12 protein-coding genes and 2 pseudogenes are annotated in these 26096 nt (G+C 43.7%); 13 read left to right on the top strand and 1 reads right to left on the bottom strand.

The window, feature by feature from the left end; all coding sequences use genetic code 11:
* The first annotated feature begins 222 nt into the window (after window positions 1-222).
* The 12 genes and pseudogenes from ACESQI_RS17910 to ACESQI_RS17855 form a co-directional block, all read left to right on the top strand.
* On the top strand, window positions 223-3465 hold the full coding sequence (locus ACESQI_RS17910; protein ID WP_373126623.1) for a SusC/RagA family TonB-linked outer membrane protein: 3243 nt from the start codon (window positions 223-225) through the stop codon (window positions 3463-3465).
* 16 nt (window positions 3466-3481) lie between these two features.
* Window positions 3482-5398, top strand: coding sequence for a RagB/SusD family nutrient uptake outer membrane protein (locus ACESQI_RS17905; protein WP_373126622.1), 1917 nt, complete (start codon window positions 3482-3484; stop codon window positions 5396-5398).
* 32 nt (window positions 5399-5430) lie between these two features.
* On the top strand, window positions 5431-6681 hold the full coding sequence (locus ACESQI_RS17900; protein WP_002562234.1) for a DUF5000 domain-containing lipoprotein: 1251 nt from the start codon (window positions 5431-5433) through the stop codon (window positions 6679-6681).
* A gap of 49 nt (window positions 6682-6730) precedes the next feature.
* On the top strand, window positions 6731-7435 hold the full coding sequence (locus tag ACESQI_RS17895; protein ID WP_007487277.1) for a DUF4998 domain-containing protein: 705 nt from the start codon (window positions 6731-6733) through the stop codon (window positions 7433-7435).
* A gap of 660 nt (window positions 7436-8095) precedes the next feature.
* A complete protein-coding gene (locus tag ACESQI_RS17890) occupies window positions 8096-10801 on the top strand; it encodes a sugar-binding domain-containing protein (RefSeq protein WP_373126638.1) in 2706 nt (901 codons plus the stop codon).
* Between the two features lie 8 nt (window positions 10802-10809).
* Window positions 10810-13389, top strand: coding sequence for a glycoside hydrolase family 2 protein (locus ACESQI_RS17885; RefSeq protein WP_373126621.1), 2580 nt, complete (start codon window positions 10810-10812; stop codon window positions 13387-13389).
* 22 nt (window positions 13390-13411) lie between these two features.
* The gene (locus tag ACESQI_RS17880) at window positions 13412-14983 is read left to right on the top strand and encodes a glycoside hydrolase family 28 protein (protein ID WP_007487280.1); all 1572 of its coding nucleotides are present in this window, start codon (window positions 13412-13414) and stop codon (window positions 14981-14983) included.
* Window positions 14984-15038: 55 nt separating this feature from the next.
* The gene (locus ACESQI_RS17875; RefSeq protein ID WP_007487281.1) at window positions 15039-16235 is read left to right on the top strand and encodes a glycoside hydrolase family 88 protein; all 1197 of its coding nucleotides are present in this window, start codon (window positions 15039-15041) and stop codon (window positions 16233-16235) included.
* Window positions 16236-16245: 10 nt separating this feature from the next.
* A complete protein-coding gene (locus ACESQI_RS17870) occupies window positions 16246-17709 on the top strand; it encodes a glycosyl hydrolase family 28 protein (RefSeq protein ID WP_320935114.1) in 1464 nt (487 codons plus the stop codon).
* Between the two features lie 10 nt (window positions 17710-17719).
* Complete coding sequence (locus ACESQI_RS17865; RefSeq protein ID WP_373126620.1) at window positions 17720-22504, top strand: family 78 glycoside hydrolase catalytic domain; 4785 nt, start codon at window positions 17720-17722, stop codon at window positions 22502-22504.
* 302 nt (window positions 22505-22806) lie between these two features.
* Window positions 22807-23004 (top strand): annotated as a pseudogene (locus ACESQI_RS17860) (SGNH/GDSL hydrolase N-terminal domain-containing protein); the annotation flags it as partial.
* A 151-nt stretch (window positions 23005-23155) separates the two neighbouring features.
* A pseudogene (locus ACESQI_RS17855) lies at window positions 23156-23605 on the top strand (deaminase); the annotation flags it as partial.
* Between the two features lie 8 nt (window positions 23606-23613).
* On the opposite strand, the gene ACESQI_RS17850 reads toward ACESQI_RS17855, so the two are convergent.
* Window positions 23614-24510: an Abi family protein gene (locus ACESQI_RS17850; RefSeq protein WP_234130236.1), complete on the bottom strand. Its 897-nt coding sequence runs from the start codon at window positions 24508-24510 to the stop codon at window positions 23614-23616.
* A 402-nt stretch (window positions 24511-24912) separates the two neighbouring features.
* Between ACESQI_RS17850 and ACESQI_RS17845 the strand changes: the two genes are divergently transcribed.
* A complete protein-coding gene (locus ACESQI_RS17845) occupies window positions 24913-25980 on the top strand; it encodes an SGNH/GDSL hydrolase family protein (RefSeq protein ID WP_234130235.1) in 1068 nt (355 codons plus the stop codon).
* Window positions 25981-26096: the final 116 nt, after the last annotated feature.

Genomic DNA, 26096 nt, shown 5'->3' with positions numbered 1-26096 from the left:
GGGTACGGCATATATTTGTAACAGAAAATAATTCTCTTTTTCAGTTATTTTTAAGGTAAAAATATTTGTTCAGGTGAATTTTTGTTTATTAAATCTTTAATATTATGTATATGAAAAAACATCCTCCTTGATTTGAAATCCGGATAGGTAGAAAAGAATCTTATTATTATCTCTTTTTTAATTTGTAACTATTACTATTTCATTATTAATCAACACACAATTATGCAAAAAACACTTGATGCTCAAAAAAAAGTGACTTGCAGGCATTGTTGGCCTAAAGGTATTATGCCACTTTCTAAAAAGTCAGTTTTAATGGCTACTGTTTTGTCGTTCGGATTGGCAATGACTGTCGAAGCCTATGCATTGGACGAAACTTTTTACTCCGTATCAACACCGGAGTCGTATGCAACACCACAAGCTACATTTACTGTAAAGGGAAGGGTTAGTGATTCAGAAGGAAATGGAATTCCCGGTGCTACTGTGAGGGTAAAAGGTACTCAAAAAGGAACGGCAACTGATCTGGACGGAAATTACTCATTAGCGGGGGTTGCACAAGGCGCTGTCTTGGAGTTCTCATTCATTGGTTATGTTTCAGCGGAGAAAGTCGTTAAAGATAAAACGATTAATATTATTTTATATGAAGATTCCCGCACATTGGACGAAGTAGAAGTGGTTGCTTTTGGTACTCAGAAGAAAGAGAGTGTAATCGGTGCAATCAGTACACTGAAGGTTTCTGAACTGAAAGTACCGACCAGTAATTTGACGAATGCGCTTGCAGGGCGTGTAGCCGGAGTGATTTCTTATCAACGTACGGGTGAACCTGGAGTAGATGACTCAAATTTCTTTGTACGTGGAGTTACTTCGTTCGGATACGCCAAATCGCCCTTAATATTAATTGATAATATAGAGGTAAGTACTGCAGATTTGTCGCGTTTACAACCGGACGACATTGAAAGCTTTTCTATCATGAAGGATGCTACGGCAACAGCTTTGTATGGATCACGTGGTGCCAATGGAGTTATTCTGGTAAAAACGAAAGAAGGACAGGCCGGTACCATGAAACTAAATTTACGTGTTGAGAATTCGATCTCAACTCCTACTAAAATGCTGGAACTGGCAGATCCTATAACTTATATGAAATTGCACAATGAGGCTATCCTGACCCGTGATCCTTTGCATGCATTGTTATATTCGGAAGATAAAATTGACAATACGGTTCCGGGACATCCAACTGCCATTTATCCTGTAACGGACTGGAGAAAGGAGCTGCTGAAGAACTATACGATGAATCAGCGTGTAAACCTGAATATCAGCGGTGGTGGTAGTGTGGTTAATTATTATGTAGCCGGCTCGTTCAGTCAGGACAATGGTATACTGAAAGTAGATAAAGCCAACAATTTCAACAATAATATTAAGATACGTAATTATTCGCTGCGTTCTAATGTAAATATCAAGCTAACTAAAACAACTAAGTTGATGGTTCGCATGAACGGTTCATTTGAGGACTATAATGGTCCGTTGAATGGCGGTTCTGATTTGTATGGAAAAATAATGCAGACCAATCCTGTGTTATTCCCGGCTACTTATGAGAAAGATGCTGATCATGCCTATCTGAAACACATTATGTTCGGTAATTATGGTGATGGTAAATATATCAATCCGTATGCAGAACTAGTTAAGGGATACAAAGAGTCCGGACGAGATAAGATGGAAGCACAGTTTGAATTACATCAGGATCTGGATTTTGTGACAAAGGGATTGAAGTTACGTGGATTGTTCAATACTTCCCGTTTGGCTACCTATTCTACCAGTCGTCAATACAAACCGTTCTACTATAAGTTGGGACAGTACAATTATATGGATCAGACTTATATGGTGGATATTATTAATCCGGACGGAGGTACTGAGTATTTGGACTTTGGCAAGGGTGAAAAGACTGTTCAGGCTAATATGTATATGGAAGCGGCTCTAACTTATAACCGCGAATTTGGAAAACATGGAGTGGGTGGACTGGTAGTTATGCAATTGCGTAATAATCAGCAACCTAATGCTGAAACTCTTCAGACTACATTGCCCAAACGCAATGTCGGTCTTTCCGGACGTCTCACTTACTCATATGATAATCGTTATTTTATAGAGGGAAACTTTGGTTATAATGGCTCCGAACGTTTTGATAAAAGTCAGCGCTGGGGATTCTTCCCGTCTGCAGGTGTTGCTTATGTTATTTCTAATGAAAAATTCTTCCAGCCGGTGACTCCGTATATTCAGAATTTGAAACTTCGTGCCTCTTATGGTTTGGTTGGTAATGATAATATTGCAAAAGATACAGACCGTTTTCTTTATTTATCCGAAATTAATATGAACAACAGTGGTTCCGGAGCAAGTTTCGGTTATAATGAGGGAGCCTATCGTCGGAACGGAATTTCGGTAAGTAGGTATGCTGATCCTAATATCACTTGGGAGATTGCCAAGAAAACAAACTTTGCTTTGGAAATGACCGTTCTGGATGCTCTGAATATTACTGCGGAATATTATATGGAGAATCGCTCTAATATATTCCAGGAGAGAAAAGATATACCTAAAACAATGGGACTTTGGGTAACTCCAAAAGCCAATCTTGGTAAGGCGAAATCTCATGGAGTAGACCTCTCGATGGATTATAATAAATACTTTAGTAATAAAACCTGGTTGCAATTGCGGGCTAACTTTACTTATGCTACTAATGAGTATGTAGAATATGAGGAACTGGATTATCCGAATGCTCCGTGGAAAAAGCATGTAGGCAATTCTATCGGTCAGCAATGGGGATATATCGCCGAAGGATTGTTTGTAGATGAGGAAGAAGTTAAGAACTCTCCGGTTCAGTTTGGAGAGTATGGTGCAGGTGACATCAAATACCGCGATGTGAATGGAGACGGTATCATTTCGGAACTCGATGAGGTACCTATCGGATATCCTACCGATCCGGAGATTGTGTATGGTTTTGGAGCTTCTTACGGATTTAAGAACTTTGATATTTCCGTATTCTTCCAAGGATTGGCAAGAGAATCATTCTGGATTGATTATGGTAAGGTTTCTCCTTTCTTTGACGATCCGTCAACCGGTGTTCGCGAAAATAATCAGTTAGCAAAGTTTATTGCAGACGATCATTGGTCGGAGAACAATCGTAATATTTATGCTGTATGGCCTCGTCTGGCTGACAGTTCTATTGAAAATAATGCAAAGAGAAGTACCTGGTTTATGCGTGATGGATCTTTCCTGCGTGTTAAGCAAGTGGAAATAGGTTACACATTGCCACAAAACTTAATCCGTAAGGCCGGATTGAAGAACCTGCGTGTGTATTTCACCGGAAACAATCTGTTTTGCTTCAGTAAATTTAAAGAATGGGATGTCGAACAAGCTGGTGACGGGTTGAAATATCCGGTACAGAGAATATATAATATTGGTCTGAATCTGACCTTCTAATAAAAAGAATGATACAATGAAAAAGCTAAATATATTATTATTAGCAGCATCGCTGTCATTGGGATCTTGTAATAATTATCTGGATATTGTACCCGATAATATTGCTACAATAGACAATGCTTTTACAATGCGTACCGAAGCGGAGAAATTCCTCTTTACTTGTTATAACTATATGCCAGCCCATGGCTCTAAAAGTGATCCGGGCTTTTTGGGCGGTGATGAATTTGTTTTCACAACTTATCATCGTGATAATTCCAACGTGAAACCTGCCTGGTATCTTTCACATGGAATGCAACGTTCCAGTGACCCTTATTTTAATTATTGGAATGGAGCACAGGAAGGGAAGAATCTGTATCGTGGTTTAAGGGATTGTAATATTTTCCTGGAGAATATTGGTAAGGTGCCTGATATGGATGTATCGGAAAAAGAACGTTGGATCTGTGAAGTGAAGTTTCTGAAAGCATACTATCATTATTGGTTGGTACGTATGTATGGGCCGATTCCCTTGGTGAAGGAAAATATTTCGGTAGACGCTCCTACAGATGAGACGAAGGTATATCGTAATACGTTGGACGAATGTTTTGAATATATCATTAGTCTGTTGGATGAGGTCATTGATAATCCGTATATGCTCGATAAGATAGAAAATGAGACTGAAGAATTGGGACGTGTGTCCAAAGCGGTTGTCTATGCTATGAAAGCAGAGATAATGATGACTGCTGCAAGTCCGCTATTCAATGGAAATACGGATTATCTCGGATTCACGGATAACCGGAGAGTTGAGATTTTCAATCCCCAAAAATCAGAAGCTGAGAAACTGAAAAAGTGGGAAGATGCGGCAGAGGCTTGCCGTCAGGCTATCGAATTCTGTAAAGGTGTGGGATATGATTTGTTTAAGATGGAGTATTTCGACTATAGTAATATGTCGGATGATGCGAAACAAGTGATGCAGTTACGCCAGATTTTGTACGAGAGATGGAACTGTGAAATGATTTGGGAGAATTCCAATTCCTGGTTCCAGTATCAAGGACATTGCATGCCACGTGGATGGACATCCGAAACGGTGAATAATTCAAGTGGAGCAACAGGTAACATGGGTGTTTCACTGAAAATAGCCGAGCAATATTATACCAAAAATGGTATACCGATGGAAGAAGACAAGGAATGGAATTATGAAAACCGGTTTGCTGCTGCTAAAGTTGGAAACGATAATGCTGCTTATATGGCGAAAGATCAATGGACAGCTAACTTCAACCTGAATCGCGAACCTCGTTATTATGCTTCTTTGGGATTTGACAGAGGAATCTGGATGGGACAAGGGACTAAGGATGTTTCCAAATCGAATTATCTGAAGGCACGTGCCGGTGAACCTGCTGCCAATGCATTTGAAACTTCTTGGTGTATGTCCGGTATCTGGCCCAAAAAACTGGTACACGATGAAACAGTATTGACAAAGACCAACATTACTTATCAGAAGTATCCATTCCCGATTATGCGTATGGCTAATCTCTATTTGTTGTATGCCGAAGCATTGAATGAAATCAAAGCTCCATATACAGAGGTACTGCCCTGGATTGATAAGGTTCGTGAACGTGCCGGACTGGAAGGCGTAGAAACTGCATGGACCAATCATTCTACGGATCCGGAGAAGTTTAAAGATCAAACCGGTTTACGCGAGATTATTCATCAGGAACGTTTGATTGAATTGGCTCTGGAAGGACAGCGCTATTGGGATATTCGTCGTTGGAAAAAAGCGTTGACAGAGTTTAATAAACCTGTTACCGGTTGGAATTTATTATACAATTCGGCAGATGATTATTATAAAGAAACATTGATTTATAATCAGACATTTACTGTACGTGATTATTTCTGGCCGATTGTAGATGCTGAGACCTGGCGTAATAAGAACTTGAAGCAGAATTACGGGTGGTAATGAAAAGAAATCTCAAATTAAAAAGAATTCCTATGATTAAGAAATATAGTAAATTATTCGTGCTGGCTGCCGGTATAATCTCGTTTGCAGCCTGTAACGGTGATGCGGATGTGAATTACGCATCGGGAAGTAAGGAAGCTCCGCAACAGGTAACTGTCAGAGAAGTGAAAAATCAGAATGGAGGCGCTATTATCTACTATACCCTTCCGGATGATCCTAATCTGAAATATGTGAAAGCGGTTTATGAAATGAAACCGGGTGTTGAAGCAGATGCAAGAGCTTCATATTATGTTGATTCACTTGTGGTTGAAGGACTACAACGTGGAGGTCTACACCAGGTTAAATTGTATTCGGTGGGCTATGGCGAAGTTGCTTCGGCGCCGGTAATTGTGGACATTGATGCTAAAACTCCGGCTTTTCAGGAGATCTGCCATACATTGGAGTATGATAAAACCTTCTCGGGAGTAAAAGTTAATTTTGAAAATACCACAAAAGCCAAAGTAAGCATCGGAGTTTTGAAAAAGCAGCCGGATGGTAAATGGATACAACTCTATATGCATTATACTGAAGCACCTTCCGGAAATTTTGCTATACATGGACAAGATGCGGTAGAAACCGAATTTGGTTTCTATGTACGTGACCGTTGGGGAAATTTGTCTGATACCGTTTCGTTTATCACTACTCCGATTCTTGAAGTGGAATGTGATAAGAAGTTATTTAAAAATGCCAAGTTACCTACGGATGAATGGGAATGCCATAAATGGGCATCCGAACAGAGAAATGCGATTGAATGTGTTTGGGATGGAAGGACAATTGGTTTACCGATGTATCATTCGAAGAATATAACCATGCCACGTCATATTACCATTGATTTGGGTAAAAAATATCAGTTCAGTCGTTTTGTTTATCATACACGTCATGATAACACTTCTGTTGGAGTGGAGGCATATGTGAAAGGACATGTCCACCTGTTTGAATTGTATGGAAGTAATAATCCGAATCCGAATGGAGAATTTGATGAAACGTGGACTAAGATTGGTGATTATGAAACGAAGAAAGTTTCAGGAGGTGGTCCGAATGATCCTGTCACAGAAGATGATCGTAAAGCAGCCATCGCAGGAGAAGAATTTGAAGTACCGGCAGAGACAGAGGCTTATCGGTATATTCGTTTCCGGGTTTTGGAAACCTGGGGAATCTATGGTTCATGGGGAGAATATGAAGCAAGTAGCTTTATATATATACAGGAGTTAACTTTCTACGGAGTAGGTGTTGACGAACTGTAGTATCCGGAGGAAACAGATTTTTATTTTAGAAATTAGTAAAACTATAAATATGAAAAAAGGTATATTATATACATTGCTGACAGCTATTATAGTATGTATGGTAGGCTGTGACGGTATGGATGCCACATATACGGATTTTATAAAGGACGGGCCTATAGTATATATTGGTAAGGCTGATTCTTTGAAAGCTTTCTCCGGGAAAAATCGTATCAAACTGACCTGGCAGATGCAAAATGACCCGCGTGGTGTAAAAGCACATATCTATTGGAAAGACCGGACTGAGTCTGTTGAGATTAATTTGGATCGTTCACAGAAGGAATTAGAGTATACACTTGAAAATATGCAGGAAGCATCTTATGTTTTTGAAGTGGTAATTTATGATAAGTATGGGCATTATTCATTACCTGCTGAAATTACGGGTGAGGTGTACGGAGAAGTCTATACGGGTTTCCTGAATCCACGTAGTTACACAAAGAAAAGTGGTAAAGCTGTTTATTTCAACAAGGATACTCAAAAATGGGAGATGATTTTAAATGCTATCCGGGATAAAACATTAGTTAATACGGAGGTTGTTTATAAGGATGAGAATGGCAATGAAAAAACACTTTCATGGAGTGAACGAACAGCTTATACCCTGACTCTTGAAGGATATGCAGAAGGAGGAATGGTTAAATACAGAAGTTGTTTCTTACCTCAGGAAGGAGCCATTGACGAATTCTGGACAGACTATACTTATTTAGCAGGCAGCGAATGAAAACAAGGATTTAGTTGATATAATAGTCTATTCTGTAAAGTACGTATTTAATGGTGTATTAAATACGTACTTTTTGTATATAAGAGTACGTATTTTTAGGGTATAAAAGTACGTACTCTTTTAATTAAAAGAATTGTATATTACTTTTTCTGTTAACAGTGTTAATCAAATGGTGAATGGTTTTAAAAAAAATCAATAGGATAATGGGTGTATAACTGATTTTTCTTGTTTCTGTTTATGAGTTTTCCGCAATCTGATTACAGATGATTCCGGTAAATGAGGCTTGTTTTTAATTTGTTTTTCCGATATATGCTGTGTTGTAATTCGTGTTTTTCAAAATAAGAAATTTGTCATGAGTGTGTTTAGGTTAATTTTCGATAAATGAGGGTCTAAAAGCTGGATCAGGTTCAAAAGCATACACATTAGGCGAGTATGAATACACGTAATTGATTATTTTTTACTAAAATAGCAGGCGGCCTTTTAAGAGAGTTAAAAACCAATTTTCTCTATACTGGCTCTAAGTGTTTGAGTATGCATCTGTGCCAAAAGTGTATTTCAGGTGTACATGTCCTGTTTATATCTATATATGGCTAAAATGGGCATGTTGTATCCTTTATTCTTTGGCTACATTTGCTTCCAACAAATTAAGTAACAAGTATGATGAACAAGCTATTATGTTTTTTGCTATTATTTCTGTCTGTCTCTAACACAACACAAGGGAGTAATGTAAATTATGCCAGAAACACTGACAGGATTTGGTTGGATTCTAAAGAGGTCCATCAAGGGGAGTATGTTTGGAAAATGAAGAAAGTGGATGAAGTGAAGGCTTCTGCCGGAGAGGTTTCGTCACTTGGATATAATACAAGTGACTGGCTTTCTGCTGTAGTTCCCGGAACTGTATTGAATTCTCTTGTTTACAATGAGAAGTATCCCGAACCTTATTATGGACTAAATAACAAACTGGAGTCCAATAAAATCCCCGATATATCAAAGGTGGGACGTGAGTTTTATACATATTGGTTCCGTACGGAGTTTGAGGTTCCCGAGTCTTTCAAAGGGAAGAACATATGGTTGCAACCGGATGGCATCAACTACCGGGCAGAAGTATGGGTGAATGGTAATCTGTTGAGTACCATTAATGGTATGTTTATAAACGATTATATAAATGTGACGGATTTTGTGAAGACAGGAGGTAAGAATGTACTTGCCGTTAAAGTCTATCCGGTGGATGTGCCGGGCACTACAATGTCTAAACCTTGGGGAGCTGTCGGAGAATTTCATAATGGAGGTAATGGAAACATTGGCTTGAATACAACGATGCTGATGACTGTGGGGTGGGATTTTACCTTTATGGATGGTATCCGTGATCGGAATACAGGTATCTGGAAGAGTATCTCTTTGTATACCACAGGCACGGTAGCTTTACGTCATCCGTTCATCAAATCGGAATTGAAAAAGCCGGGATATGATGTAGCACGCGAGACGATTTCTGTGGAAGTAAATAATCCTCTGAACTCTACGGATACGATTGATTGTGTAGTAAGAGGCGAGATTGTCGGTGAGAATATTATAGTAGAGAAACCGCTTCGTATTCTGCGTGGTGAGGACAAAACGGTTACGTTTACTCCCGAGGAGTTTCCTCAGTTATATATACAGAATCCCCGTTTATGGTGGCCGGTCAATAAGGGGCCTCAGAACTTGTATGAACTGAAAATGACTGTTTCTGTGGACGGAGTGGTTTGCGATTCTGTTAAAACGCGGTTTGGTATTCGTGAAATTACTTCTGATACGAATACACCGGATAAATCACGCGTATTCTATGTGAATGGAAAACGTATCTTCATTCGTGGTACAAACTGGATTCCGGAAGCAATGCTTCGTGGTTCGGATGAACGTACTTATGCTGAATTGCGTTACACGAAGCAGTCCGGAATAAATCTGGTTCGTTTTTGGGGAGGTGGTATTGCCGAATCTGATTATTTCTTTCAGCTTTGTGATGAATTCGGGTTACTTGTCTGGCAGGAATTCTGGATGACGGGAGATACACGCCATCCGCAGGATAAAGGAGTCTATTTAAGTAATGTGGAATCAACTGTGAAACGTATCCGCAATCACCCGGCTTTGGCCTATTACGTGGCTTCCAATGAAAGCTCGGAAGTGACGGGTACACGCGAATTACTGATGGTACTTGACGGAACACGCGGCTATCAGATGCAATCGGAGTGTGAAGGGGTACATGACGGGAGTCCATACAAGCAGGTGAACCCGATGCAGCATTATGAAAATACAGCCTCTCCCAGAGGTAGCCGTGTAGATGGTTTCAATCCTGAATATGGTGCTCCTACACTTCCTACAGTAGAGATCTTGAGGGAGATGATGGATGAAAAAGATCTGTGGCCTATTAATAAAGAGGTGTGGGATTATCTGGATGGCAATGGTTTCCATCTGATGTCTACCATGTATAAAGACCTGGTAAATAACTACGGTAAGTCTTCTTCTATTGATGAATTTGCCCAAAAAGGTCAGTTTGTGGGAGCTATGAATTCAAAGAGCATCTGGGAGGTCTGGAACTATAACAAGCTGGATTATGGAGATCGTTTCTGTTCCGGATTGCTTTTCTGGTATCACAACTGTCCCGTACGTCAGGTCAGTGCCCGTATGTGGGACTGGTCTCTGGAGCCAACTGCATCTCTTTATCATACGGCAAATGCACTTGAACCGTTGCATGCACAGTTTGATTATCTCAAGAATACGGTATCTGTAGTCAATGACTATTATAAGCCTTTTGAGGGTTATACAGTAGTGGCACAGGTATATGATATAAACAGTAAGAAAGTATTTGAAGAGTCTGCTAAGGTGAACTTACCGTCAGACGGAGTAGTGAATGATGCATTGACAATTCGTTTCCCGGAGGATATCTCACAAGTACATTTTATTAAGCTCAGGCTGAAAGATGAAAAGGGGAAAGAAGTCTCTTCTAACTTCTACTGGCGTTCCAATGACAAATACGAAGGTAAGGAAACACTGACCGGTCCTACTTCTTCCGGTTTTGAAGATTTAGCTAAGCTGAAACAGGCAAAGCTTAATACCTCTTATAAAGTAAGAAAGGCGGAGGGTAAGTATTTCGTGGATATCACTTTGAAGAATACTTCCAATTCCATTGCTTTCTTCAATCAGTTGCAATTTCTGGATCAGGAACTCTGCCCGGTTCGCCCGTCATTCTATACAGACAATTTCTTTTCACTCATGCCGGGCGAAAGTAAATCTGTAACGATAGAGACTGCCGATAAGAATCTGCAGGATGCGCCCGTATTGGTTGTTAAAGGATGGAATGTAGATAGAAAGCAGTTTAACCTGAAGAGATAAATTACCGGATGAAAATAAATAGAATCATAACGTTGTTATTGGTTGCGATTCAGTTTTCAATGATGGATGCCCGCCCCTTGCAACAATTCATACACGAGGGGTGGAGTTTCCGTCAGGCACGGGGTACAAATTGGTATCCGGCTACCGTCCCGGGAGTTGTTCATACCGATTTGTTGGACAACGGACTGATTGAGGACCCGTTTTATCGTTTGAACGAGCGGGGTGTACAATGGGTGGACAAAGAAGACTGGATGTATCGTACCACTTTTGATGTGAGCCCGGAACTTCTTTCAAAAGAGAATATTATCTTGCGTTTCGACGGATTGGATACCTATGCGGATGTTACTTTGAATGGAAAGAAGATTCTTTCTGCCGACAATATGTTCAGGGAGTGGCAGGCAGATGTCAGCTCTCTTTTGAAGTTGAAAGACAACCAACTGGAAGTGTACCTGCATTCACCCATCAAGATAGCGATGCCTAAATGGGAGGCGGTTCCGTTTCGATACCGAAGTTCTAATGACCAATCGGAGAATGGAGGACTGTTTGATCGTAAAGTAGGGGTGTTTGTACGTAAAGCCGGTTATCATTTTGGTTGGGATTGGGGGCCGCGCCTGGTTACTTCGGGCATTTGGCGTCCGGTTACTCTTGAAGCCTGGAACGATGCCCGTATCAATGATGTGTTTTACAATCAGAAAGCAGTCACAGAGCGCGAAGCATCTATTGATGTAGTGGTAGAACTGCTGGCAGATAAAGAGGTGACGGCAGAATTGAAAGTGGTGAACCGTACGGATCATCGCACGGAAAACCGTAAGTCTGTACATTTGACCAAAGGTTTGAATAAAGTACCTGTATCGTTTACCATGAAGAAACCTAAACTATGGTGGACGAACGGGCTTGGAGAACCTTTCCTGTATGATATGGCTGTGACCCTGGATCTGAACGGGACGGAGATCGATGTAAAAGAGCAGAAACTGGGGGTTCGTTCGTTGAAAGTAATTACTGCTCCCGATCGATACGGAGAGAGTTTCTATTTCGAACTCAACGGGAAGCCTCTTTTTGCCAAAGGTTCCAATTATATTCCTTGTGATAACTTTCTGCCCCGGGTTACGGACTCTATTTATGATAAGACAATCCGTGATGCGGTGGCTGCCAATATGAATATGCTTCGCGTATGGGGTGGGGGTATTTATGAGAACGACCTCTTTTACGAACTTTGTGATGAGCAGGGCATTCTCGTCTGGCAGGATTTCATGTTTGCTTGCAGCATGTTTCCGGCAGAAGGCGATTTGCTGGAGAATATTCGCAGGGAAGCGATTGATAACGTACGCCGCCTGCGCAATCATGCATGTATTGCTTTGTGGTGTGGAAATAACGAATGCCTGGATGCCTGGTTCAACTGGAACTGGAAGCCGACTTATGATAGGCAGAATCCGGCCTATTCGGAACTTATATGGAAACAGTTTAAAGACCAGTATTTTGTGACACTTCCTCAGGTGGTCGAAGAATATCATCCGGGAGCATGTTACCGGAAGTCTTCTCCCTATTCGGACGATAAGGGGACTCGTAACCATACGGTGGGCGATATGCATTATTGGGAAGTGTGGCAGGGGCTTAAACCCTTGTCGGAGTTTAACAAAGAGCGGAGTCGCTTTTTCAGTGAATACGGTTTCCAGTCGTTCCCGGAGTTTGAATCGATCAAACGCTATGCACCTCATGCCGGAGATTGGGAGCTTACATCGGAAGTGATGATGGCCCATCAGCGCGGAGGAACAGCTGCCAATAAGCGGATCAACGACTTTCTGCTGACTGAATACCGTAAGCCGAAAGATTTCCGGGCATTCACCTATATGAGCCAACTACTCCAGGCGGATGCTATGAAGATGGCAATGGAAGCACACCGGCGGGATATGCCTTATTGCATGGGATCATTGGTATGGCAACACAATGATTGCTGGCCGGTGGCTTCATGGTCGAGCCGTGACTACTACGGACGCTGGAAGGCACAGCATTACTTCACAGTAAAGTCATTTGACGATATATTGGTGTCTCCGATAGAAAAGTCGAAAGGGTTATTAGAAGTTTATGCCGTATCCGACCGCCTGAAACAAACTTCCGGGACATTGACCGTCCGTGTTTTAAAACTGACCGGAGGTATAGTGAAACAAGTAGTGAAGAAAGTGAATGTGCCTGCCAATACGAGTACGCCTATATGGACGGGGGATATGGATGAACTGCTTGGAGGACTTTCGAGAACAGACGTTGTTGTGAATGTGAATTACAAGGACAAGGGCGGAAGAGAATATGTCAACAACTATTTTCTGGCGAAGCAGAAAGACATGCGTTACCCGGAAGCCCGGATACAGAAAGAGATCATCCCGGTTGAGGGAGGATACGAGGTTACTTTAAGCAGTGATGTTTTTGCTCGTGGGGTTTTTGTATCGATAGAGGGAGACACAGACAATTTTGTATCGGACAACTATATGGATTTGCTGCCGGGTGAACCGGTGAAAGTGAGGGTAAACACCTCTCTGGCATCTTCTCCGTTTACTGCAAAGTTGAAGGTGGTTTCTTTCTCTGAAATGTATTAAGGTAAAAAGATTATTAAGAACTATGGTTAGAATTATTTTATTATGTGTACTAATGATAGGTAGTACGATGCTCCGTGCGGCAGAAGCCACACAGGTAGTTACTTATCCGTTGGCATCCTGCTATCAGCAGGGTGAGCAGCATACGCTTCGTGTCGGGGAGACGGAGGTTCCGGTACAGGCGTTTACTCCTATTTACGATTTTACTCACTTTTCGTTTTCGGGCAGACAAACGGTTACTATCACGGTGAACGAGGAAATCACGAATTATACGATAACTCCGCTTTCGTTAGGGCTGAAAGCTACGGTAGATGGTAATAAACTGTCGTTTGATATAGAAGGTTCCCGTTATCTGATTGTGAAGATCAATAATCTGAAGGAACTGGCTATTGCAGGAGACAATCTGGAAACAGAGGTACCCGATAGCGAAGGGGAGGGGATTTATAACATTCTTTCCAAACCATACAAGGCAGATAAGAAAGGAAAGAAACCAAGTACAGTTGCCATTCAGACTGCCATTGACGATGCATGCCGCAACGGCGGTGGAATTGTATATGTGCCGGCTGGCTTGTATTATTGCGGTAACTTGGTTTTGCGCAGCAATGTACATATCTATATGGAAGGGGGAGCCGTCATTCGTGGGACGGGAAACCCGAAAGATTACATCACCCATTACCGGAAAGAATCGTTGCAGATGGATGGTACCTGGTTTATCTATACGGACGAGAACACCTCTAATATAAAGATATACGGTCGCGGTACGATTGATGGTAATGGCTCTTACATGCGTAACCAGCATAAGTACCTGAACAACCTGCTGATGCCTATGCAGTGCAGTGGTTTTACGGTGGATGGCATTACCTTTATCGACAGTGGTTTATGGGGTGTGATCCCTACCCGTTGTGATCATGTGCTGTTGCAAAATACCAAGCATTATAATGAGAATGACAAGGATCATGAAGATGATTCAATCGACATTCAGGAATGCCAGCATGTGTTGGTGAGACATACCATTGCCATTGCGGAAGATGATACTTATTCTACCAAGACGTGGACCCACACTACTGATATTGCCGATAAGTGGTATGGTGATCCCGAACCGCTTGATGATGTGACTTTTGATGACTGCCTGGGATGGAGCCGCTGTGCTACGTTCAAACTGGGATTCGGTGTGGAGCAGGACCAGACGAACCTGCGTTTTGTGAACTCCACCTCTTATAAGAGTATGCGCGCCATCGCTGTCAATCATAAGTGGGGGAAAGGGATAGCCCGTAACGTTGTATTTGATAATATTGATATCGAAGGTTTCTGGCCCAGGGATAAGAACAATAGCCGTTGGCTGGAAATTTATCTGCAAGCCCCTGAGACGGTGGAAGATATTGTGATCCGTAACGTTCGTGTCCGCGATAAAGGCAATACCCCTTCCATCATCAAAGGTTATGATGCAAAGCATCCGTTGAAGAACATTATACTGGAGAATATCTATATGTATGATCGCAACGTACCGGCTTACAGCCTGGAAGAGATGAATATAACCGATGTGAATAAATATATTGAGAGGTTACAACTGATACAGACTTATCATGCCAACCGGTAATAATCTGTATTTTTGCTTTTGATTACTATAAACGATTAAAACGAATTGAATAACCATGAGAATATCAACATTAGTATTTGGAGCTGCTATGGCTTGCTTTTTGTCCGTTGGAGATTTATTGGCTGCTACTCCCAAAGGAAAAGTGGATGTGGACAAAGCTTTGGAGAATGCAGGACGTCAATACCTGTTTATGAGAGATGAGTTGAAAGGGACCGATGTGTTTCCAAAAACATACGATACAAAGAAACAGAAACCGGAGAACAGTTCGTCCAAATGGTGGTGTAGTGGCTTCTATCCCGGTACTTTGTTTTATTTGTATGAGGAAACCGGTAATAAGGAGTTGTGTGCAGAGGGAGAACGTATGCTGAAACTATTGGAACCCGAACAATACAATGTCAGTACACACGATGTTGGTTTCATGCTCTATTGCAGTTATGGTAATGCCAACCGTATCTCACCGAAGCCCGGGTATAAGGACATTATGGTGAATGGTGCCCGTTCATTGATTTCACGTTTCAGCCCTATAGTGGGATGTATTAAATCTCATAATCGTAAACCGAATGACTATGGAGTAATCATTGATAACATGATGAATCTGGAACTGCTGTTCTGGGCTGCCGAGGTTACGGGAGATAATACATTCTATGATATTGCGGTGAAGCATGCCGATACTACTTTAAAGAATCATTTTAGGGCAGACAATAGTCTGTACCATGGTATTAATTACGATCCGAAAACCGGTGGTATTCAGAATTACCAGGGTGGGCAGGGTGTTTCGGAACAATCAGCATGGGCACGTGGCCAGGCTTGGGGATTGTATGGATATACAATGATGTATCGTTTTACGAAGGATCCTAAATACCTCGATCAGGCAGTCAAGATAGCCGAATTTGTACTGAATCATCCTAATATGCCGAAAGACCTGATTCCTTATTGGGATTATAATGCGCCCGGTATACCGGATGCATTGAGAGATGCTTCGGCAGCTGCCATCAACTGTGCGGGATTGCTCGAACTGTCTCAGTATTTGCCGGCGAAGCAAGGAGATAAATATTTTAAAGCAGCCGAGAAGATACTACAGGTGTTATCTTCACCCGAATATACAGCAGAAGTGGGTACGAATGGCGGATTTATCCTGAAGCATTCTGTAGGTAATATGCCCGCAGGTACGGAGGTAGATGCACCTTTGACTTATGCTGATTATTATTATGTAGAGGCCCTGTGCCGATATAAGTCATTAACCAATAAATAAGATACTTGCCATGATAAACAAATGTAAGACAATACTACTGACAGCCTCTTTGCTGTTTTCGTCTACCCTCTTTGCGGTGACGATTGATATAACAAAACGTGGTGCCAAAGGAGATGGTGTTACGGATAACACGGTGGTTATACAAAAAGCGGTGGATGAGTGTTCCGCAAAAGGTGGCGGCACAGTCCTTATCCCTTCCGGAACTTATCTGATACGTCCTATTGAGCTCAAGTCGAATGTGAATCTGCATCTCGACTTCGGTGCATTGGTTTTGGGCAGTACACGTTTGGCGGATTATGATCATGCCTTCCCCTATAAAGAAGGTTCTATGAATCAGTCCTCAGGACTACTGTTTGCACGTGGGCAAAAGAATATTTCGCTTACCGGCTTCGGAACCATAGACGGACAGGGAGGAAATGAGTCGTTTCAGTTTGGCAATGATGCGGACGGTGGTCCGAAACGTCCTAAAATTATCTATTTGGTAGAATGCCAGGGGATTGTTGTGACGGATCTTACGTTGCGCAATTCTGCTTATTGGGTACAGCACTATGAACGATGTGAGGATGTTACTATCCGTGGACTGAAGGTATTCAGCCATTGTAATTATAACAATGACGGACTCGATATTGACGCAAAGAATGCAACGATATCCGATTGCTATATTGATGTGGAAGACGATGCCATCTGTTTTAAGAGTGATCATCCCGAGTTTTGCGAAAATATAACGGTGACTAATTGTGTAACGGCAAGCAATTGCAATGCTATCAAGTTCGGTACCGCTTCTCACGGGGGATATCGCAATATAGCCGTCTCCAATTGTGTGGTTCGCCGGGCTGCCGAAGACAATATACGCCACTGGAGCAAGCAGTTGGAACATATTTCTGCAGAGGTCACCGTCATTTCGGGAGTTGCTATTGAGATGGTAGACGGAGGAATTATTGACGGCATCACTGTGTCTAATATTTCTATGAGAGATGTACAGACACCTGTTTTTATCCGTTTAGGCGACCGGCACCGTACTTTCAGAAAAGAAGGCGGAGTGTTGAAGAACATCAATATCAGTAATATTGTAGCTACTGCCGAGAGCTTGATCGCTTGTTCGATAACCGGTGTGGAGAATTCTTTTGTAGAAAACGTATCCATTAATAATGTACAGGTGAGTTATCCCGGTGGTGGAACAACGGAGATGTTGATGACTCCCGTTCCCGAGGAAGTTAGCAGTTATCCGGAAAACAGAATGTTCGGGAATACGCTTCCGGCAGCCGGATTCTATGTACGCCATGCCCGGAATGTACGGTTTAACAATGTACGATTCTGTGCCAAACAGCCGGATGCACGTCCACTCTTCTTCTTAGACGATGTAGTGGGGGCTGAGTTCAATCAGTGCAAGGGCGTAGCTCCGGCGGATTCTAAATTTATCAGAACCGTACGGAGTTGTGACATCGTGGCGGATGGCAAGTATCTGAGTAAATAAAGGGACTGTTATGAGAAGATTGTTAGTATTATTTTCTTTCGTAGGATTGTTCTTCTCCTCCTTCGCATTTGCGGGAGGAGATGTCAATGCACAAAAAGAGCTGGACGAACTGACCCGGCGGCTGATTGCTTCGCATCTGGAAGGAGAGGTCGATGAGGAGGCTATAGGCCGTTTTATGGAGTCTATGCAATCGGACGGTAGTTTTCCGAAGATTGATTATGTCACTGTATTTGCCGGTTTCCCGGCAGGAACGCATCTGAAGCGTCTGAAAGCCATGGCCCATGCCTACCGCAAGCCGGGGAACAAATATTATAACTCGAAGAAACTGCTCAATAAAATACAATTGGGGTTTGAGTACTGGAACCGGATGCAGCCGAAGTCTAAAAACTGGTGGTTTATCGATATAGGGGCTCCCCAGGATTATATGGTGGCACTGATTCTGCTGAAAGATAAAATCAGTGAGAAGAAGTTGTTGCAATACTCCGCTTATCTGGAAGATCGCACGGGTAACCAGGGGCATAAAGGAAAGAACCGTACCTGGGTTTCGGATGTAACCATCCACAAAGGATGCATTGAGAACAATATGGAACTGGTACGGATTGGATTTGAATCCATTGCTTCCACTATTAAGATTGTACCCCGGCAAGGAGACGAAGGAATAAAGATAGACGGTAGTTTCCATCAGCATCGTCCGCAACTCTATTCGGGAGGGTATGGACTGTCGTTCATGGATGATCTGGTTTATTACATTCATCTGGTGAACGGTACTGCTTTTGCTGCTTATTTTACTCCGGAAAAGAGACAGATCCTTTCGGATGTTCTTTTGAACGGACAGCGTCTCTTTGGGTATAGAAGTACGTTTGAATTTGGGGCGACTGGGCGTAACATCACCCGTAAAGGTGGGGTTAACAATGTTTCTGCCACGATGTTGAACCGTATGATACAGAACGATCCGGAACATGCGGCCGAATATCAGGCATGGATGGAACATTTAGGAGGTGCACCGTTTCCGGTTCCCGGAAACAAGTACTTCTGGAAGTCGGATATCATGACGCAGCACGGTGCCAATTATTATCTGTCGGCAAAAGTTCTTTCTACCCGTACCAACGGGACGGAAATGATTAATAATGAGAATCTGAAAGGATACAATCTACCTTTAGGAGCTACCAATATATTGACTTCAGGAGAGGAGTATAAGAATATATTCCCACTTTGGAACTGGACCCGTATACCCGGTACTACAGCAGTCCAGCATCCCGATTCGGCACGGCTTACAGGGTATTTTTACGGTACGAATGTCTTTGCCGGTGGGGTTAGCTCCGGCAGGAACGGACTGATTGCTTACGAGCATGATTATCGGGGCTTGCAGGCCAAGAAGGCATATTTCTTTCTGGATGATGTGTTGCTTTGTTTAGGAGCAGGCATTACTTCCGATTCGCCGGAAGAGGCAGCTACTACCGTGAACCAATGTTACTTTTCAGGAGAGTTGACCGTTGGTACCACCGCAGGTTCGGTTTCTTACAAAAAAGATGCATGGGTTGAGAATCCGCTATGGGTATACCATGACAGGGTAGGATATCTTTTCCCTATGGGTGGGAATGTTGGTGTCAGTAGTAAAACGCAGACGGGCTCATGGAGAGATATTAATATTGATGGAGACAAGCGTGTACTCTCTGCCGATATTTTTAACCTGTGGATCAGTCATGGCAGAAAGGCTACGGATGCAACGTATGCCTATATGGTAGTGCCCGATCAGTCACTGCCCGATTTTGAGAGATTTGTTACAGATCACACCTATCGAATCATTAAAAACACGGCTGATATCCAGGCTGTGAAATTGGCAAAGGCACAGGCGTATGCCATTGTATTCTATACTCCGGGAACCGTAGATATGGGTGACGGACTGACGGTAGGTGCCGATAAGAAATCCATCGTCTATATAGAGAAGGTAGAGGACGGATTTAAAATATGGGCAGCCGATCCGCTTCATAGCCAAAAGGACGTTCATATCATGCTTAATGGGAGAGAGGTGACGATAGCCTTTCCGGACGGAGCAACTACAGGAAGTACTGCCACCGTAGATATTGCCTGGGTGGAACCTGCCGATTTGCAATGCGAATATCTGAAGAATCCGTTAGGGCTGGATGTTTCCCGCCCGCGTTTGAGCTGGAAAATGGGAACTACCCTGACTGCACGCGGACAAAAACAGACTGCTTATCAGATTCTGGTAGCAAGCAGCCGGGCGCTGCTCGATAAGAATCAGGGTGATTTGTGGGATAGCGGACGGGTGGATTCAGGCGAATCGGTGAATATTGTGTATGACGGAAAACCGCTCGCTACCGGTCTAAAGTGTTTCTGGAAAGTTCGTTTAGTCGATGAACAGGGTAATTGGACATCGTGGAGTGAGCCCGCTACCTGGCAGATGGGCTTGTTTGCCGATGACTGGAAAGCCCGGTGGATAGGTAGTGCCGAAATGGAGTCTCAGAGTGTAGGTGGACGGCCGATAGACAATAAAATGCCCGACCCATGGTTCCGTAAAACGTTCACCTTATCCGAAGCTCCGCAGGAGGCACTGATATATGTAGCTTCCATTGGCTATCATGAACTGTATGTGAACGGAGAGAGAATAGGCGATGCCGTGCTTTCTCCTTCTGTGACGGATCATAAGTCGCGTGCCCGATTCATGACCTATGATATCGCTCCTTATCTGAAAGCCGGGGAGAATGTACTTGCTTTGTGGTTAGGTACTTCCTGGGCTATATTTCCCGCTTATCAGCAGGAAGGCCGGCCGGCTATCCCGATGGTATTGGCACAGGCGGAAATTACTTTACCCTCTGGTGAAAAACTCCGGGTGATGACGGATGATAGTTGGAAGACCCATGCAAGCTCCAATACCTTGATGGGATACTGGGATGCACACCACTTTGCCGGAGAGTTTCAGGATGCTTCTTTAGAGATAGAAGGATGGAATGAAACGGGTTTTGATGATTCAGCCTGGACAGGAGTAAAGGTATACCAGCCACAGATTGTCGTGTCTGCCGATAAGACACAGCCCAACCGGCTGATGGAAGAGATCAAACCGCTTTCTGTCAAGGAGGTGAAACCGGGAGTGTACCGGGTGGATATGGGCATTAATTATGCCGGCTGGTTTGAAATGCAGCTTGCCGGACAGCCGGGCGATTCAATTGTTTTCCAGTTTTCGGAGCGGGAGAAGGATGTGTGCAGCTACGGCATACGTAGTATTTATAAGCTCAGTCCAGATGGAAAGGGCATTTTCTGCAATCACTTTAATTATATGACAGGACGCTGGGTTCAGATCACCGGTTTGCGCTCTGCACCAAAGTTAGAACAGATCCAAGGCTGGATGATTCGTCCTGACTATCAGCAGGCATCCGGCTTTGAATGTGATATGCCTCTGTTGAACGATCTTTATCGCACCACACTGTGGACTTTTGAGAATCTGAGCTTAGGTAATTTTGTTGTAGACTGCCCGCATCGCGAACGTCGCGGATATGGTGGCGATGCATTGGCTACCACGCGTGCCGGCATGGACAATTATCAGTTGCCCGCTTTTTATACAAAGTGGATGGAAGACTGGCGGGATGTACAGGCAGAAGACGGCAGTGTACCGCATACGGCTCCAACCTATATCGGTGGCGGCGGCCCTTCATGGAGCGGATTTTGTATAACCCTTCCCTGGGAGATGTACCGGCAATATGGTGATGTGCGTGTTTTATCAGAGAGCTTTTCTACCATTCAGCGCTGGCTCGATTTTGTAGAAACAAAATCCAAAGACAACATGCTGGTTCGCTGGGGGAGCAAGTGGAGCTTCTTAGGAGACTGGCTTTGGCCGGATGCCTGGACAGAACGCTCGGCTATGGAGAAACAGGGAAAAGCCTTGGGGGATACCCGGGAGACATTGTTCTTCAACAATTGCCACTGGATTTACAGTTTGGAGACGGCTGCCCGCATCGCGGATGTATTGGGAAATGAAACAGCGGCTACTGCCTGGCGTAAAAGAGCGGCGGAAGTACGCAAATCCGTACATACTACTTTCTTCAACTCTCGTGATAACAGCTATGTGAATGGATATCCTTCTTATCTGGCTATCGCCCTGATGGTGGATCTGCCTCCTGAGCATCTGAAAGCAAAGGTTTGGAAACGTCTTGAGCAGGAGATACGTATCAATCGTAAAGGACATTTCTGGGGAGGTATTACGGCAGGTTCTTTCCTCTTCCATACTTTACTGGACAATCATCGGAACGACTTGATCTGCGAGATGGTTACCAAAGAAGATTTCCCGGGTTGGGGGAATATGCTTAAAAAAGGGAACGGTACTTTCTTTGAAGATTGGGAATGCAGAGGGTCTGCTTTGCACAGCTCTTATCTGTATATTGGTACTTGGTTTATTGAGGCATTGGGTGGTATTCAGCGTCCGGAAGCAGGATTCAAGGAGTTCATCATAGCCCCTTGGATCAATGAAAAGGGACCGAAACAGGTACGCTCACACTACAACTCTATGTATGGTACCATCGTTTCCAACTGGGAAGTGCGGGATGGTAAACTGGATATCGAAGTGGTGATACCTGCCAATACCACGGCTCTTTTGAAGCTGCCGAATGTTCGTCTGGCTTCTGTAAAAGAAGGAGGTATCGGATGGAAAGAGGCAAAGGGAGTACGTTTAGAGTCTCAACAAAAGGATACGGTTACTTTCGCATTGGAGGCAGGAACCTATCACTTTTCAGCAATGATGTGCTTCCCGCATGGGGAGGTTCGCCAGGCAATGATTGAGTGAATGTAGTATAATATTACTATCCATGTGCGTTTCGGAACGCTAAATGATGTGTTTGTAATGTGCTGATAATCAGCAATTGTATAGCTCGTTTTCCTCCCCGGAGCCGAGCAGCTTCCTCCCCGGAGCCGAAGGGTCTTCTCCTCGGAGCCGAGGTACCCTCTCCCCGGAGCCGGGCATGACGTGCGGCTTCGGGGAAATGTTTTGTGTAAAATAATAATCAAACGCTTTGCCTTTTCCCAACCTCTCTCTTTACTTGATGAATTTTATTTCTTACCTTTGGGGAGTCTTAATTTCAGTAACATATGAAAAATTACATCCTTTCAGTAGCTTTGCTATTTTGTACGCTGGCTTTAAAAGCCCAGCTTGTGTACCATGATGCTTCCGCCTTTCCATTGTTGGGTAAGGCAACACAAAATTCGGCAACCCGCTATGAGAGGTTACCCGATTCTCTAAGGAGCATCTCTCGCAAGCCTGTATGGGCATTGGGACAAAACAGTGCCGAGGAAGCATACGTTCCTTCCTGAACTTCATCAATAACAGTACCGACTCATGACAGAGTAACCTTCGGGTGCTTCCCGCACGGGGAGGTCCACTCATCATTAAGATGGTGGATTTGCGAGATAACATGAATACGTCCCGGTTGAAAGAACCATTGACGGGTGTGCTGCCTGTGCCGACAAACAGGTAGACGATGTTGTTCTGAAAGCCGATTGCCTGCTCTTGGATGAAGAAACCTATCTGGATGTATTTATGAATCATCTCGGCTGGCCGCTGACGGAGAAAGAAACTTTTGTAGTGGCGCGCCGATTGTAACCTGACGGAAAAAGAAGGGGTGTAGTTCCTTACAGGGGATGCCGTGGCGGAACTTTCACGGATGAAAGGTGCGGGTGACGGGGGGGGATGGTCGCCTACGGTGAAAGAATTGCAGTTGTGTTGCTCAATAGCGGGCTGGCGGATGAAATCGTGGTAGTTACGCTGCCGAAGGTTGCAGGGAGTGACGAAAAGGCTTTGCGGTATATTACGGGTGACGGTGCGGCATGGATGGTGCGGTCTTGTAAGGTGCTGGACGACGAGAAGGTGAGGACGGTGTACGGAAGGGTGTGTGTTGCCTATTTCCAAATATCCTCGTTTTCCCAACCAGCCGGAAAGCCCATAGCACGGACATCTATCGAAGGATAGCGGGAAAGCAAATCCTTGAACCTTTCGACAAATGAGTGGTTCGGATTGATTATATCCAACAGATAAACGGTCATGCTCAATATGAAATAAACCTGCCGTGTGCCATTCGCCGGAAGCGTGACAAAGGGCTTGCGTGGTGAACGGGGCATTAACGGGCGGATGCTAAGTGTCCGATTCCATAAGCGGCAATGATGTGCGCAAATATTACGGATATAAACAATGCTGTGTAACCATGAAGCAAAAACGGTGTCGGGCAACCCGAAATAAGCCGCAATGCTCCGCTTTGCCCTTCCGGGAAGCAGATTATTGTATAGAATCGACAATGTACCGAAAGAAGTTATCTCCATCGTTATCCAACTTGGTGGAAAAGGATCAGAATACTTGGATTTGAAAGCTGTAACAAATTCCTCGTCACTGCGCTGGTACTCTTCAGCTATCTTTGACAATATCTTGGCGTGACGTATCGGATTGTTAAAATGGGAAGCATCGGCAAACCAATATCCATCCCATTGCGAAGAGAGTATATAGGCGGTCTGTGTGCGTACAGCCACTTCAATCTTTTCCAGTTCCGTAATAATCAGCTTGCGAAGCTCGCTATCAAACTTATAGATATTGTAAGCGGTATCGAATGTACTGCCGGGCTTGAACAAATGGTTTTGCTTGTCTGCCAGCAAAGGATACCAGTAGCCGCTCAAGCGGTAATAACTGATATTGCGTAGCAGGTGTAAGGCTTTGGTTTCGTCCGTGAAAACAAGCCCACGCCGTTTGAGCAAAGCAATCTGATCCGGAAAAGATATGAGTTGTTTGGGGTAAGGAATTTTAGTCATGGGGGTATAAAAAATAAAAGGCTTACCCTAAGCGCGCTGATCTGACGGGAAGCGGGGTAAGCATGTTGCTGCAAAGATAAAGTTATTCTCTTGAAATACAAAACACTTGCCATATTTATTTTGATTTTATAGGGGGTATACGGGTGTACGGGTGTACGGGGGCCGTCCCGAACACCCGAAACAAAATTGTGTATTACGGATGTAATGCCTTAAAATCCCGGCTGCCGCTGTCGTCTATCAGCCCGTTCTTACGTAGTCGTAAAAGGATTTCGGTTGTTGACTGACTGAACGGAACGTAGGTATTCCCCTTTTTTCTATCCGTTTCTGTAGTAATCAATGAATAAAGAGGTTATATCTACCACTTTATTCCTATCTTTGCTTCCATCTTAATTTCAATAACCTATGAAACAATTTATCCTTGCAGTAACTTTACTGCTCTATGCATCAATTTCTTACGGCCAGCTTGTGTACCATGATGCTTCCGCCTTTCCATTGTTGGGTAAGGCAACACAAAATTCGGCAACCCGCTATGAGAGGTTACCCGATTCTCTAAGGAGCATCTCTCGCAAGCCTGTATGGGCATTGGGGCAAAACAGTGCCGGGCTGGCACTGCGCTTCCGCTCCAATTCCACCACCATTGCCGCGAAGTGGGAAGTACTTCTCAACCGGAACATGAACCACATGACCCCGACGGGTATCAAAGGGCTCGATCTTTATTGCCTTCAGGATGGCAAGTGGGTATTTGTCAACAGCGGACGTCCGTCCGGTAAGGTAAACGAGGCGAAGATCATCTCCCATATGAAACCGGTGGAACGGGAATATATGCTGTATCTTCCACTTTACGATGGAGTGACTTCACTTTCTATCGGAGTTGATTCACTGGCAGAGATCTCCCAACCGGAAGTTAATCTTCCGATACGTGAGAAACCGGTAGTGTTTTATGGTACCAGCATCTTGCAGGGAGGTTGTGCGAGTCGTCCGGGAATGGCGCATACCAATATTATCTCCCGTTGGCTGAACCGTGAATGTATAAATTTAGGATTTAGCGGAAATGCTTTGCTCGATCTGGAAATAGCGGAGGTAATGGCTGGCGTAGATGCTTCCGTGTATGTGCTCGATTTTGTGCCCAATGCCAATGTGCAACAAATGAAGGAACGTGCCGATAAGTTTTATACAATCATCCGCAGTAGGCATCCTGATACTCCGGTTATCTTTCTGGAAGATCCGATCTTTACTCATACCCGTTTCGATCAGCGTATTGCCGAGGAAGTGGCACGGAAGAACGAAACGGTGAATGCCGTTTTTCAGTCGCTCAAAAAGCGGGGAGAGAAGAATATCTATATGATCTCATCAAAAGATATGTTAGGGCATGATGGAGAGGCTACCGTGGACGGCGTTCATTTTACCGACCTGGGGATGATGCGTTATGCCGAACTGGTCTGCCCCATCATCAAAAAGCATATCCGGTAGCACCATTGCTTTTGAAGAAGGTGCGTTGAAAGCCGGATAAAGCTTCAATATGCAACTTTTAGAAACGCAGATGATCGCTGATTGACGCAGATTTAATTGAATCTTTGCGTCAATTA

Source organism: Bacteroides sp. HPS0048 (assembly GCF_964240755.1).
In the GTDB taxonomy this organism is placed as follows: domain Bacteria; phylum Bacteroidota; class Bacteroidia; order Bacteroidales; family Bacteroidaceae; genus Bacteroides; species Bacteroides nordii.
This window is presented reverse-complemented; position numbering and strand designations above follow the sequence as displayed.

Excerpts from the sequence above, each read along its gene's own strand:
- ACESQI_RS17910 (WP_373126623.1), top strand. The coding sequence starts at position 223 with ATGCAAAAAACACTTGATGCTCAAAAAAAAGTGACTTGCAGGCATTGT.
- ACESQI_RS17905 (WP_373126622.1), top strand. The coding sequence starts at position 3,482 with ATGAAAAAGCTAAATATATTATTATTAGCAGCATCGCTGTCATTGGGA.
- ACESQI_RS17900 (WP_002562234.1), top strand. The coding sequence starts at position 5,431 with ATGATTAAGAAATATAGTAAATTATTCGTGCTGGCTGCCGGTATAATC.
- ACESQI_RS17895 (WP_007487277.1), top strand. The coding sequence starts at position 6,731 with ATGAAAAAAGGTATATTATATACATTGCTGACAGCTATTATAGTATGT.
- ACESQI_RS17890 (WP_373126638.1), top strand. The coding sequence starts at position 8,096 with ATGAACAAGCTATTATGTTTTTTGCTATTATTTCTGTCTGTCTCTAAC.
- ACESQI_RS17885 (WP_373126621.1), top strand. The coding sequence starts at position 10,810 with ATGAAAATAAATAGAATCATAACGTTGTTATTGGTTGCGATTCAGTTT.
- ACESQI_RS17880 (WP_007487280.1), top strand. The coding sequence starts at position 13,412 with ATGGTTAGAATTATTTTATTATGTGTACTAATGATAGGTAGTACGATG.
- ACESQI_RS17875 (WP_007487281.1), top strand. The coding sequence starts at position 15,039 with ATGAGAATATCAACATTAGTATTTGGAGCTGCTATGGCTTGCTTTTTG.
- ACESQI_RS17870 (WP_320935114.1), top strand. The coding sequence starts at position 16,246 with ATGATAAACAAATGTAAGACAATACTACTGACAGCCTCTTTGCTGTTT.
- ACESQI_RS17865 (WP_373126620.1), top strand. The coding sequence starts at position 17,720 with ATGAGAAGATTGTTAGTATTATTTTCTTTCGTAGGATTGTTCTTCTCC.
- ACESQI_RS17850 (WP_234130236.1), bottom strand. The coding sequence starts at position 24,510 with ATGACTAAAATTCCTTACCCCAAACAACTCATATCTTTTCCGGATCAG.
- ACESQI_RS17845 (WP_234130235.1), top strand. The coding sequence starts at position 24,913 with ATGAAACAATTTATCCTTGCAGTAACTTTACTGCTCTATGCATCAATT.